Consider the following 13,180-nt stretch of genomic DNA (forward strand, 5'->3'; position numbering starts at 1 on the left):
TTCAATACAAGGCCTCTCCTACTTTGTAAAATATGAAGAGAGGCCTTTTATATGTCGAAGAAAATACCAGAAAATGAAGCCATTCACTTCTTACATGATCTTCTCAATCACACTCATGGCCTTAAATTATTTCTCGAAGCAAGAGAGAATGATGTTGAAGGAATGGGCAAAGAATCCTTGGCCCTGATTTACCAAGAGATTCAGGCCCTGGAAAATCAAATAGCCTCGCAATTTGATAAGCTTACGGCAAAAGCAAAAACGTTAACGGTTGAACAACTTACAACGTATATTTCTGAGCAATTTAAACTTTATAACTTAGAATTCTCAATTAAGCTCGATAAGGACTTAAGTGATAGCACTCTTGATCTTGATATCGCCCTTTTTGAACGAATGATAAAAAACATCGTAAAAAATATCTTTCTCTGGTCGAATAAGAAGGATTTAAAAGTATTTATCACATCTATTGATGAATCAATTGAGCTAATCTTTGAGAATACGATTTCACAAGACTTCAGTGAACAGGATCCATCAAATAGTGTAGGCCTTCATTCTTTGGCCTCATTAGCTAAAAAGCAAGATATCAGCTTTAAGTCTTGGGCCAAGAATCACAAATGGTATACCTCTATTCGTATAAAAAAACTCGGTTACTCACAGTATAAGTTGGTTAGCTAGGTAAAAGAATACTACTTCTATAAAAGAATAAAAATGTACGTTATTCTATTAAACGTATGGAAATCATTAAGTTATTCGTTTTTTCTTTAGTAGTTATACTATCATTATTTGCTAAAAATAATTCCTATGCCAATGATCGAATCTATCGATCTGAAGCAAAGCTCTTATCCAAAGGTGCTTCTTGGGTTGATCTTTCGTTTGATCTCTCATCGACTCTTTCTCAGCATGATGTTGATGGAAATGAAGTAATCTATAATGATGAAGTAAGTTACTTTCTATTTGATGCCAATATTGATTATCAATATGCAATCATGAATAACTTTCAACTCTTGGCCGGGTTAAAGGCCCGCTACGTTAGTAGTGGAGACTCTGTGGAGACGATTACTAATGCAGGTCTTGAATCATTTTATGCTGGTGTTATTTACGGGCTTGGTAAGAAGAGAGGACGCGACTTTGCAATAAGTGCTTTGTATCGATTTAGGCCCTACTCTGTTGATACCTATGCAAATGCAGCTCCTAGTGATGAAGTTATTCTCGGAGATGGCGGAAACGATATTGAGTTTAATTTCCTTGCAAAATTTGATTCTACTAAATGGACCTCATATGATTTTAAAATTGGTTATCGAATCCCTGGGGCCCCTATTTCTTCAGAAATCCCATTTGAAGCCAGATGGGTTAAGCACTATGTCGATTGGGCATTTTGGCTTTCAGCAAACGGAGTCTATAGTTTAGGTGGAGATGAGTATACTGATTCACCACAGACAAAACCAGCTGTATCAAGTGGCTATACATCAAGATGGAATTCTATCAATCGTCAATTCTTGGCCCTTGATGCTACCGCTCAAACCATCATTAAAAATAAATATTTAATATATGGAAAAGTCGGCTCAACTGTACTTGCGACTTCTACAGATAAGGATATCTATGCTTCACTAGGTGTTCAATGGACAACTGGTGGGGTTAGCGCTCAACAAAAATTTGAAGAAAGCTTTAAAGAATACACCATTGAAGCAAATGTTATTAAAGTTTCTCCACGAGGTGTCTTTATTAAGATTGATCACGGAAGCCTAGATGATATTCAAAAAGGTAATATTGTGGATATTTATAAAACTGACTACTTTGGTGGAAATATTTTAGTGGCAAAGGGAATGGTGTATGAAGTTGCAAGTGCCTCTTCAATTGTGAAGATTGTTACTCGTTATAGAAAGATGCCAATTCAAAAAGGCTTTGCGGCCAGAATTAAGTAGTTGATATTAGGAAATATTTAACCTTTGATATAATTTTAAGTTAAGATAAAATATTGAATATAAACACAAAAAGGATTTATTGATGATAAAGCATATTCTGATTGCTTTCTACTTATTGGCCGCTTCAAGTATCGTTGCCAAACCTTATACATCTAATTTCTTGGAATTTGAGCTACCTAATGGTTGGGAATGTGCAATTGAAGGAAGTGAATATGTTTGTCAGTCGACAAATGATCGAAGAAAGAAAGAGGCCATTATTATTTTTGCTGCCAAACATCGTGGTAAGCAAGATGATCTTATTCAATACAAGGCTTACTTAGAACAAGCAAAAACTTTTAAACTACCAGGTGGTAAGAGTCAGATCTCTGAGCCTTCATATACAAGAATGAAAAAGATTCAAGGCCAAGGTCACACATGGGTTGATTCTCTTCACTTATCAAGTGAGGTACCAGGCTTCTATACTCGTTATATGGCAACAGTTAAGGGAGAACTTGGTGTTGCGGTAACATTCTCTGTAGCAAAAGAGCACTACCAAACTTATAAGCCAATTTTTGATAAAATTATTGAAACGATGCAGGTATTCTCACGTATTAAGAGTAATGCTGACGGATTAAAACTTGCAGGAAATAAAGGTGAAGCTGTACCAGGAGCATCAGGTGACTTCCTAGATAGTGAAACAGGTCTTCAGGATATTGGAGTTGGCGGACAACGCAAGCAAGGTAAAGGCTCTGGTGGCGATGATATGACTTTATATATTATCTTGGCCCTTATGGTTGGAGCAGGTGTCTTTATTGCAAAAAATCGTAAGAAGAAAGGTAAGAAGAAAAAGAAAGGTAAGAAGAAAAAGAAATCATAATTTAAAAGCCTCTCGAAAGAGAGGCTTTTTTATTTCTAATCTTCTTCTTTTTCTGAATCAAGACACTCTTTAACGGCCTTATTAAACTCTTCATTTAGAATGATACTTGTACCCTTATTCATTGTATTCGAGTAGTGACTCATATTACATCCGCCGTGTGAGTGAACTCCAATGACTTGATTATTCTTTGCTTCAACAATACTTGAGCCAGAGTTTCCACCCATCGTATCAACTTTATGTGAAATTAAGCCTGGCAGGTTTCTATAGCGCTCCTGTGCACCATATGATTTTAATTCTCCAATATTAGTTTGTTGAGCAAAGTTTTTCTCAAACTCATCGTCGTATCCATAGCCTGTGATCTTTATAAAAGCACCTGGTTCAGGCATCTCACTTGCTACTTTGTAATGGCCTTGTACTTCTCCAGGGGCATAGTTCGTGAATTCGTTATTTTCAACTTTCATAACTGCCCAGTCATCTCCTGGCCCATTATTCTTATAAACTAAGCTTTCTTGATTAACGTAGTATATATCCATTGGAGAAGGATGCTGAATACCTTCTTTAGTTGACTCTGGTGTGTTGAATTCAATAATCTTGAGGTCTTTTTTACAGTGGCCAACAGAGATAGCGCACGAGTTAGAGATCATCGTTACAGTACAGCCATGTCTGGACGTTAGCGACTTTAATGCACGAGCTACTTTTGGGTTTTTTGATGGTACACGATCGTCAAATCCACAAATGGACTTATTATTTGCTAATGTCGTTATAGGTAATACAAATAGTAAGATGAATAATGTTTTCAAAGTCTTCCCCGCATTTAATTAATATTTGAATGATTCAAAATAACGCACGGCGAGAGTAGAATCTATATTTTTGAATCTTTTATAGACAAAAAAAGCCTCCAAACTGGAGGCTTTCTATAGATTTAAATTTTATTTATTTGATATTATTCAGATGCTAGACAGCTTTCAACTGCTGCTTTGAATTCTGGGTGAAGTTGAAGAACTGTTCCTGCATTCTTGCTGTCATCACTTGTGTAACATCCACCATGAGAGTGAACACCAATGATTTCACCAGTTTCAAGATTGATAATACTTGAACCAGAGTTACCACCCATTGTATCAACTCTATGCTCTAGAAGGGCAGGTCTGTGTCCACCATTCCAAATTGATCCACCAACAGTTTTTAGCGGTCCAAAATTATTTTGTTGAGCGAAGTGTCTTTCATATTCACCGCGGTCACTTCCATATCCTGTAATTGAAAGCATTGTTCCAATTGGTGGAACTTCTTTAGCGATTGGGTAATAACCTTGTGCTTGACCTGGTAGAAGTCCAGTGTGCTCATTTGGTAGTGCTTTCACAACTGCCCAATCATCACCTTGTCCATTGCTCTTATATTTAAGTGTTGTTCTATCTGCGCGATAGATATCTTTTGGACCTGGGTGTCTGATACCTCTTCTTGTTGAAGTAGGTGTATTGAACTCTAGGTAGTTTAGAGTTGCAGCACAGTGTCCGACTGAAATTACACATGAGTTTGAAATTAGAGTTACAGTACAACCTGCTTTATCTCTTTTATTTTCTAGTGAACGCCCAACCTTAGGGTCACTTGATGGTACACGTTCATCCATTCCACATATAGACTTGTCCATTGCAAAGACGGTAAGTGGCAATAATGTCACAAGTATTAACTTTTTCACTACGATCTCCCTTTGTTTGTGAACAAAAAGTCTATGACCTCAGTCACACTCCTGCAAATTTCGAGAGCTTATAGTAAGAAGTTGTAAGAAGTTAATCTCTTCTGACACAAAAATAAGCATTATTTCAGTATTTTATGAAGAACTTTTAAGTAATCTTGTGGGGACATGAGGTGAGTGTTGTGTGAAGCATCTGCTATTTCATAGGTGAATGCACCATGGGCCTTGAGTTGCTGGGCGTATTGAGAATATTTTGTATCAAGTCTGCCGTGTATATAGTGATACTTCATTCCTTTAGGCAGTTTTGTAATGTCCAAAAGGTTTTTTTGGTTTGCTACAGATAAAGTCGTAGCAGCTTTTTGCCAATAAGTGATCATAGAAGGAAGTTGTGCAGACTTCGTTTCAATCATGTTTTGATATTCACTATGTTCATTTACTTTTGTAAAAACACTCTGCTCGTACCAGTTTTTGTAAAACTCTCTTGCATCTTGATTTGAATTATATGTATCAAAGATTCGGCCATCATGGGCCATGCGTTTTTTTCGAGAGTCCTCATCTGTTAAGAAGCCTGGTGATCCAGACTCATTAATAAAGTTATCAATATTTTGGATCTTAGAAAGTCGTTTATCAAAAAGAATTTCCTGGAATATACGGGCCGACATTGAATAAGTTAGGAAGTTTATTTTACGATCCTTATTATTGGCATTTTTTATGAAATTAATGATCTCATTTTTAAACTCTTCTAAGTTTTCTAATTTGCAATTGCTCCCATGGCCTGGAAGATCGATAAAGATAATTAAATACTTCTCTTTAAGATCCTGAATCAAGTTTTCAATCTCTAGGGCCTCACCCATAAATCCATGAGAGATGATAAGGATATCGCCACTAGGCCTACCACAAGCGTTTAGATAGAGCTTCTCACTGAAGCCATCGTGTAGCTCATTTAATGTTGAGGCAATCTGCTTGCGACTAATTTTAATTCCTTTCTGGTAAGAGCTTATATCGTCACATTGATAAATGAGATGTGGCCTTTCAAAAGGTATTAGGGAGTCATTAATAATTTTATTTACTTTCTTAAGAGTTTCTCTCTTATCAAAAATTAAACTGATAAGGTTTTCATATCGATTATTATCAATAGGGACGACATAACAATTTGTTTCTAAATCTACGTTTATTTTTGCTTCAATATTTTCTGGGTTTATATTTTCAGCTGCTTTTTGAAAGGTGTTATCGCTTCTTCCTATAATTGTAATATTATTATTGGCATCATAAGTGGCCTTGTCATTTGTCATTAGTCTTGAATTAAAGTTTTCTCCATTAAGGTAACCTAGCGCAATACTGTCACCTTCTAAAATGAGGTGATCATTTTCGATAAAGACATGGCCATTCATTGGACTTCCAACACTCATAAGCGTTTGCAGATCATTGGTAAATGGTGTTGCTAAGAATTGAGCACAACTCTCTGTTGCTCCATATGAATTTGAAAGCTTTAAGTTCTTTGAGATTGCCTTTTTCATTAACGTTGGATCTACTTTTGATCCCCCAAGAACGACTCCCTTAAGCTTTTTAAAATCATCCATGCTCGCAATATTAACAATTCGTTCAAGTTGCAATTGTACAAGTGAGGCCATTGTAACTTTCTTACTATTAATGATTGTTTCTTGCACATTATCAGGGCGTGATAGAGTCGTGCTAGCGCCTGCCATCAGGCATCGCCATAAGATCATAAGTCCACCTATGTGATATAGGGGAAGTGAGAGTGCCCAGTTATCTTCTGATGTAATTTGATAATGCTCAATAGTTGCTTTTGCACTAGAGATTAAATTTTTAAGTGAGATACGTACACCCTTTGGTGTACCTGTTGTTCCTGAAGTGTAGAGTATTGTTGCACAGTCTTCATATCTTTCAATTATATGAATTTGATTTTTTTGAAATGATTCAAAGACATCTTTTATGTCATAGTCACCAGGAGAGTTTTGTAATCTTCTTTCATCAACAAGGATGGGAATAATGCCAAAGTTTATTAATTGAAAATAGCGACAAATAAACTCTTTATTATTTTCCGTCCATTTTAAGAATGTATAAGATTTATCACTTTGCTTTAATTGGTCTAGCTGATCTAAGTTAGGCCTTTTACTGATTGCTTCTAATAATTCTTGGTATGTTAATTGGACTTTGTCATCTTTATAAAGAAGGGGAGAATCCAATCTAATATTAAGATTGTTAATTATATGAGAAATGAAGTTCTTGTTATTCATAACTTCTTAGAAGGCCTACGACGATACCAGCTATACGAAAATCATTTTGCCCCGTAATAATAAAAGGTGAGAGTCGATCATTGGCCGGGTGTAATTCAATAGAATTCTTTTTCTTGTAGAAGTTCTTTACAGTGGCCTCATTGTCCACAACAGCAATAACGGTTTGACCTTGGTTTGCATTTTCTTGTGCTCGGCAAACAAGAATATCTCCTTCAAATATACCGTCATTAATCATTGAATCACCCTGTACATTTAAAGCAAAGTATCGGCCTGGTTTGGCCACCATGTGATTTGGAACCATTGTGTGCTCTGATGGGTTTTCAATGGCCTCAATGGGATTACCGGCGGCGACATCACCAAGCAGTGGGACCTCACTAAATTGTGCCTGAGGTGTTGTTACCATGGCCGGTGAGGCAGTGATTTCTTCAAGTAACTTTATTCCACGTCTCGCATTCCAATCGATTTCGATTTTTCCTGCTTCTTGAAGATAGTGCATGTACTTATTGACTGAACCAAAGGACTTAAGCCCAAAGTGTTCTTTGATTTCTTTTTGAGTTGGGGCATAGCCCTCTTTATCAAAATACTCTTTAATATATAAATAAACTTGATTCTGTTTTTTAGTTAACGCCATATTCATATGTTATGCGTAAGTACTGCGTAAGTCAACTTGTTAAAAATTCACAAAATTAGTGAAAAATGTTCACGGTTTTTGTGAAAAAAACTTACAATGGCAGATATCTCCCTTGTTTTATTGACGAGTCTCCTTTGAAAAGGATAGTTATGTCTTAACAAATCATTGGGAGGGTTAAATGAAATCATCAAACTCATTTTTAGGTTTATTTGTTACCGTTGTAACTATTGTTATCGGATTCAATTCGTTCGCTCAGGTTCCTGAGGTAGGGACAAGAGAGTCTTTCTTAAAACTAGATAACGTTGATCAAGAACAATATTTACATATTGTATCAAGAGAGGTTGAAGAAGTCGCTCCTGATTATGAAGCTGTCTATGAAGGTTTAGTCGAAAAGTCTGGTGCCGCTTCATTGGGTCAAGTATTTATGACAATTGATAAATTCATTGCCTTGGGACAAAAGATTTGGAAGATTGTTGAAGCTGGTAAGCCAGTTAGTAATTCAAGTTTTGCTAAGGCCATTAGCGTAATCCCAAATATGGATGATCCAAACTCAACGTTTAGTTCAATGTCAAATTGGAAGATGCCAATTGTTCGCTCATTTAAAGTAACTTATAAAAATGGCTTTGGCTCAGAGGTTATCTCTTTTGTTTATACTGTAGCATTTCAATACGGTGGTAAATATGAAGGCAAGGGTGCTTATTTAACAGGATTATTTGTTACAGCAAGTAATATTAGTGTTTCTTGGGGATTTAACTTTAATGCTTCTAGTGAAGTAATCTCAATTGCTAACCAAGGAAGTCTTGATAGCCCAATTGCTTCCGCTATGATTAAAGTTAATTATAAGGCTTCATCTGTTCTACGATCAATTGATGAAAACGATTTATTCTTCGTAAATGGGCAGGGAATGCTTCAGAGAATGAGATAATTTAAATTAAATTCTATATAATAAAAGGCCTCTTATGAAAGAGGCCTTTTTTATTTCTTAATCATTAGCTTCTTTAAGTGCCTGAGTGATCATTTCAGTAAGCTTTCCAAGTCGCTCTTCTTGTTGATTTGGATATTTTCTGTCACTGCTCTCAAGTGCGCTTAAGTCTTCACCTTTAATTGAAGGGGCGAGTATTTCTTTAATCATATACTCACGTGCTCTTTGTCCAGAGCGTGTCTTTGTTAGGATATCCCATTTGAAGTCTTTACGATCAATAATATTAAGAATGTCACCAAACTTCACTTTGAACTCTCTAAATAGTCCTCCAAAGCCACTTGATCTTCTTCTCATCTTATTTAATTGTATTTGAACTAGGCCTTCAGCAAGTCCATCTCCAAATGATCCTTCTCCAGTATCTTTTGTTAGGGCCTCGGCCAATAACTCTCTAAGTTTTGTGTCTTCGGCCAGATTATCTAATTCACCCTTTTCAATTTTATCAAATATATATGATTTTAATTGCCTACCTTCAGGCGTTGCTAAAATATCAGTTAACATGCGATTATTTGTAATCTCGTCAATCTTTCTATTAAGAAGGTTAGAGCTATCATTATATTCGTTTAACTCTTTTTTAAAGGTTTCATTAAGAGTCATTCCTATTTGAGAAGCGATGACGTTGTCCATGATAGGGCTATTCATAAAAGCTTGCGTATTTTCTTGTGTTGTAGCATTTGGATTATTTTGAAAATGCCTTGTGAGTGATATCTTTGCGTTATAAATATGCTGTTGACAGACAGCTGTATTATTGTCGCAAGAATATTTCATCGTTTCCCCAAGAAGCTCAAGTGTTGAAATCAATTCACTATTAGGAGTTCCTGAAGTCTCTTCATTACTTTTATATTCTTGTGCTTTATCTTCTCCTGGAATTTGTAGGATAAGATCGATAACTTCATTAATTTCTCTTGGGTTGTTTTGGCCATAAACATGGACAAATCTCTTTTGTAATTCAGTTTTAGCGCCTCTTTCAAGATCTTTTATACAATCATTCATATTCTCAGTAGCCTCGCTAAGTGAAGGAGACTCAAGACGTATAAGACACTTTTCAAATTCTTGGTAGCTATTAGAAGCGAGTAATGATGGTTGTCTTCCATCTTTATTTGCAAAACTATTAAGATCTCCTAATAGTTGAGATGCAATTGTTGTTGCAATTTGTGGTAATTCATCAATAACACATTTTTCAGCATTAGCTTGTGCGTTTTCATCATCTTTAATTCTTGCAAGACAAGGCATGACATTTCTCTTTGCACGATTTGTTAAGTCTAGAACTTTTTGTGGCTCTGAATTAAATAGAGGTGCGATCGACTCTTCTATTATAGTTGGTGCTAATGTAATAAAGGCATCCTTAGCTGTAACAGAGATACAAATATTTGATGCATCAGTAGCATTAAAAGAATTATCTTTTTCATTTTCAGACATAACCTTATCAAGGCATGTATTTAATTGGTCTTGAATTTGACCACGCTTTGTCTCATATTCTTCTTTTGTCATTGTTGACTTAAAGTCACTTACTGTTCCCTCGATGGCCTCAGATGCGACATTTCTAATCAATAGAGGAGTTAGAGTATCAATTCTTTCATCCATATCTAGTGGAGTACTTGCATTGATATGACTAGAGATTAATTGTCTAACTTCATTAGTCTTATTCTCGCTTAGACCAAAGTCTCCAATTTTATCTGAGGCCATCTCTTGTGCGATTGATTCAATAACTGTTTTTTGCGTTCTAAAGGTACAGTTTTCAATCTCTTTATTGAGGTTTTCTTGGTAAGTACTCATTGTTTCATACTTTCCTAGGCCCTCATCAAAACATTTTTTAATCTCTGTTTTTAGTCTTTCTAGTTTTTGACGGTCAACTGCTCGGGATACGAGAGACACATCGATATCTTTTTCTGCTGTTGCCTTATTTATACTGTCTTCTAAGATACTACTAGATAGCTTTTTAATGGCACCTGTTAAGCAGTTGTTTACTAACTTTTCATTTGGCTCTTTCGTTAAGTCTTTGTAGTATTCTTCTTTTGTACGTTGTGCACAAGCTTGATATTGTTCGATTATTTCATCTGTTAATTCATCTCTTCTTTGTTGTGGTAGGTTTAAGTCTTCAAATTGAGATTCAAACTCATTTCTTAAAATTGATTCCGCAGCTGTTAGTGTTGCCATGGCCGTAACGAATTTTGCACATTCATTTCCATCACTCGTCTTACGTGCCTCCATACATGCTCTTAGATGAATATCTTTTAGTTCTTGAGACAATAGTTGCGCTTCATCTGCACTTAAGTTTTCTACGATTTGTTGATTTGTTCTAACGGCAATTTCAACAACATCACCAGCTGCTACTCTTTGTAATCCATCGATGCAGTCTTTTATTTCATTAGTAAAGCTATCAGTGCTCATTTGAGCTAAAGCAAGGTAGTCTCTGTCATTGTGTTCTGCTTTGTTTATCACAGGTGCAAATCGACATGTATTTGTCTTTGAAAGAATGGAAGTTACAATCTCTCTATTATCATCTCTTCCAGTGTATGACTTTAGGGTATCGTTTAAGCGAGTTCTTCTTGTTTCTTGATAACTTGCTATCATTCCCTGGTAAACACATCCTTTAACAGTTGCAGTGGCATCAATTATTTTTTCAAATTTACCTAAGTTTTTATCAAGGCAACCTAGATATTTATTCTTTGCTTTAAGTTTTAAAGAAGAGAGGTCATCTTCAGGTGAAAAATTTAGTCCAATTTGGCGATCTAATTCAACTTCACCAATGGCCGTTGAAATATTATTAGTGAAAGTATTTGCACATTCTTTAACTTGGGAAGAGTTTATTGTTTTTGAAAGGCATACTTTGAAATCATCCATATACGGTTTTAGAAAATCGTTTTTTTCTTGTGCCGTTTCAAAAGTTCCCATTTCATCAAGAACCTTATGAACTACTGTTTCAGAGTAGGCGAGGGCCAATTCTCTAATTTTTTCAAAGTTAGATAGATCAAGCTGATTAACTTTATCAAATGTTGCTTTGATCTCTGCTTCACTTAAGTTCTGTGCAATTGCTTCAGTGTTTTTAAATTGACTTAGTAAGAAGTCTTCATCATCAAATGGGTTAACGCTTTCAATGGCCCTAAAGACACCAATAACACCTTTTTCTAAAGCACCCATTGCTTTATCACCCATTCCGGCGTCATTATCTGTATTGTAATCGATTCTTGTTTTAACATTTGTTCGGTGACATTTTGCTTCAAGTTCTTGAAAATCTCGTGCAAGTTGCTCTCGCTCTTGTTCTATTTGTTTGTTTGAAAAGCGCTTTAATATTTCATCTAAGTCTTTATTAAGCTGATTTACATCTTCAATTAATTCACTTACACACTGATAAGCACCATGACATATTTCTGATATTGAATCTTGTTCGTAATTACTTGTATCTAAATTTACCTTAAAGTCAGATTCAATTGAGAACTCATTATTTAAACTATCAATGTCCTTGAAATGACCATTCTCATCTAATGTACCCATGAGCACAACTTCGTCATCATTCGTACTCTTACAATAGACAGGAGCATTACTTAAATCTTTTTGAAAATTTAAATTTCTTGTATCTTCTTTGAGCCTGTTACTTCTTAAAGGAACTTGTCTTTTGTGGGTTTCAATAAAACAATTTGCTAATGTTGAATTATCGACTTGATTAGAATGCTTTGTCGGGATGAAAGGAAGCTCATCTTCAAATGTGAATAATGTGGAACTTCTTTTAGGACGAAAAGTGTTTATTCTTGGAAGTTTAAATGTCGTTAATCCATTGGCACAGCTTACGATATATCTTTGATTTCTTCTACTTCTAGGGTTTACGCCGCCCTGGCAAGAAGGATCAAATAGAATATTGTGTTGATCAATTAAGGTTGCACTGCATATGTCTCGAACACTATTGCTCACTGTTGATTCTTTTTGAACCACACATGTTGAAGTCTGCGCACCGTAGGCGAAGTTCAAATGTAGAATGAATGTTAAAACAATAATGATATATCGATACATTTCGTTAAACTTTTCGGCTATGTACAGGTAATACTTGAGTATTTAACGAAAGTTTTTTTGAGAAAAATAAATTAAAAGAGGTTAGGGCCTGATATGGAGTCTAAGTAGCTGATAATACCTTTTGCAGCGTACTTTGCATAAAGGTGGTGAAACCAGTTATCCAATACCAAACTAGCTTCAGAGTTATTTGTTAAAAAGCCTGCTTCCAAGAGAATTGAAGGCCTTTTTGAAAGGGCCAAGACATAGAAGAGACCTGGTTTTAAACCTCGGTCTTTCATTTTATAATTCTTTGTTAAGAGTTTACTTAGTTCTCCGTGAACATTATCTCCAAGCTTCTTTGACTCTGGAGCAACTCTTTCAACAACAAGGTCTGTAAGAATATTATTGATAACAACTTCTTTGCCGTGAAGATCTCGGTTTTCGACATTTTCAATCTTTGTTATTGCCGCATCCTTATGATTATTTAAATAATAAGTTTCAAAGCCATTTGAGCTCTTATCTGTTGCTGCATTTAAGTGAATTGAAATGAAAATATCGGCCTTGATAATGTCGGCCATATCGGCCCTTTTTTGTAGGGTGATTGTAGTATCGAGAGTTCTTGTTAAATAGGCTCGATGCCTTTTTGTTTCATTGATAAACTTTTTGAGTTTTTTTGCAATTTTTAGTGCGATATCTTTTTCACAAACTACCTTTAGCTTTTTCTTCTTCCACACTTTTGCTTTGGCACCACAGTCTTCACCCCCATGTCCTGGATCTATTAAGACCGTCGCTGCCATTATATTGGTGCAAATAATTAATGTTGTAATCAATTGAAAGAGAAGTTTTAAACTCATGTATTA

At 35.5% G+C, this 13,180-nt stretch carries 10 protein-coding genes; 4 read left to right on the forward strand and 6 right to left on the reverse strand.

Features of this window, described 5'->3' with window-relative positions; genetic code table 11:
- Positions 1 to 51 precede the first annotated feature (51 nt).
- From ACMAZI_RS08140 to ACMAZI_RS08150, 3 genes are all read left to right on the forward strand, one after another.
- Positions 52 to 672 (forward strand): hypothetical protein, encoded by a 621-nt coding sequence (locus ACMAZI_RS08140; RefSeq protein ID WP_120404862.1) that lies wholly within the window; start codon positions 52 to 54, stop codon positions 670 to 672.
- Positions 673 to 728: 56 nt separating this feature from the next.
- Entirely contained in the window at positions 729 to 1,919 is a 1,191-nt protein-coding gene (locus ACMAZI_RS08145) for a hypothetical protein (RefSeq protein WP_412473410.1), read from the forward strand.
- A gap of 82 nt (positions 1,920 to 2,001) precedes the next feature.
- On the forward strand, positions 2,002 to 2,775 hold the full coding sequence (locus ACMAZI_RS08150; RefSeq protein WP_115362855.1) for a hypothetical protein: 774 nt from the start codon (positions 2,002 to 2,004) through the stop codon (positions 2,773 to 2,775).
- A 35-nt stretch (positions 2,776 to 2,810) separates the two neighbouring features.
- On the opposite strand, the gene ACMAZI_RS08155 is transcribed toward ACMAZI_RS08150, so the two are convergent.
- The 4 genes from ACMAZI_RS08155 to lexA all read right to left on the reverse strand — a co-directional run bounded on the left by ACMAZI_RS08155 (position 2,811) and on the right by lexA (position 7,360).
- The gene (locus ACMAZI_RS08155; RefSeq protein WP_412473409.1) at positions 2,811 to 3,575 is read right to left on the reverse strand and encodes a trypsin-like serine peptidase; all 765 of its coding nucleotides are present in this window, start codon (positions 3,573 to 3,575) and stop codon (positions 2,811 to 2,813) included.
- 143 nt (positions 3,576 to 3,718) lie between these two features.
- Positions 3,719 to 4,468 (reverse strand): trypsin-like serine peptidase, encoded by a 750-nt coding sequence (locus ACMAZI_RS08160; protein WP_115362851.1) that lies wholly within the window; start codon positions 4,466 to 4,468, stop codon positions 3,719 to 3,721.
- Positions 4,469 to 4,587: 119 nt separating this feature from the next.
- Positions 4,588 to 6,723: an AMP-binding protein gene (locus tag ACMAZI_RS08165; RefSeq protein ID WP_412473408.1), complete on the reverse strand. Its 2,136-nt coding sequence runs from the start codon at positions 6,721 to 6,723 to the stop codon at positions 4,588 to 4,590.
- Positions 6,716 to 7,360, reverse strand: a complete 645-nt coding sequence (gene lexA, locus ACMAZI_RS08170; protein ID WP_412475117.1) for a transcriptional repressor LexA — start codon at positions 7,358 to 7,360, stop codon at positions 6,716 to 6,718. Before lexA ends, ACMAZI_RS08165 begins: the two co-directional genes overlap by 8 nt.
- Positions 7,361 to 7,532: 172 nt before the next feature.
- Here lexA and ACMAZI_RS08175 point away from each other — a divergent pair, with 172 nt between their 5' ends.
- Positions 7,533 to 8,279, forward strand: coding sequence for a hypothetical protein (locus tag ACMAZI_RS08175; RefSeq protein ID WP_412473406.1), 747 nt, complete (start codon positions 7,533 to 7,535; stop codon positions 8,277 to 8,279).
- Positions 8,280 to 8,336: 57 nt separating this feature from the next.
- Here the strand turns inward: ACMAZI_RS08175 and ACMAZI_RS08180 are convergent, their stop codons facing one another.
- Complete coding sequence (locus ACMAZI_RS08180; protein ID WP_412473405.1) at positions 8,337 to 12,341, reverse strand: hypothetical protein; 4,005 nt, start codon at positions 12,339 to 12,341, stop codon at positions 8,337 to 8,339.
- A gap of 71 nt (positions 12,342 to 12,412) precedes the next feature.
- Entirely contained in the window at positions 12,413 to 13,174 is a 762-nt protein-coding gene (locus tag ACMAZI_RS08185) for an N-acetylmuramoyl-L-alanine amidase family protein (RefSeq protein WP_120404856.1), read from the reverse strand.
- Positions 13,175 to 13,180 lie beyond the last annotated feature (6 nt).

The sequence above is a fragment of the Halobacteriovorax sp. YZS-3-1 genome (assembly GCF_047084945.1).
Classification (GTDB): Bacteria; Bdellovibrionota; Bacteriovoracia; order Bacteriovoracales; family Bacteriovoracaceae; genus Halobacteriovorax_A; species Halobacteriovorax_A vibrionivorans.

What these genes read in the sequence shown, in the direction of transcription:
- ACMAZI_RS08185 (WP_120404856.1), bottom strand. Translation starts at nt 13,174, where the DNA reads ATGAGTTTAAAACTTCTCTTTCAATTGATTACAACATTAATTATTTGC.
- ACMAZI_RS08145 (WP_412473410.1), top strand. Translation starts at nt 729, where the DNA reads ATGGAAATCATTAAGTTATTCGTTTTTTCTTTAGTAGTTATACTATCA.
- ACMAZI_RS08140 (WP_120404862.1), top strand. Translation starts at nt 52, where the DNA reads ATGTCGAAGAAAATACCAGAAAATGAAGCCATTCACTTCTTACATGAT.
- lexA (WP_412475117.1), bottom strand. Translation starts at nt 7,360, where the DNA reads ATGAATATGGCGTTAACTAAAAAACAGAATCAAGTTTATTTATATATT.
- ACMAZI_RS08150 (WP_115362855.1), top strand. Translation starts at nt 2,002, where the DNA reads ATGATAAAGCATATTCTGATTGCTTTCTACTTATTGGCCGCTTCAAGT.
- ACMAZI_RS08180 (WP_412473405.1), bottom strand. Translation starts at nt 12,341, where the DNA reads ATGTATCGATATATCATTATTGTTTTAACATTCATTCTACATTTGAAC.
- ACMAZI_RS08175 (WP_412473406.1), top strand. Translation starts at nt 7,533, where the DNA reads ATGAAATCATCAAACTCATTTTTAGGTTTATTTGTTACCGTTGTAACT.
- ACMAZI_RS08165 (WP_412473408.1), bottom strand. Translation starts at nt 6,723, where the DNA reads ATGAATAACAAGAACTTCATTTCTCATATAATTAACAATCTTAATATT.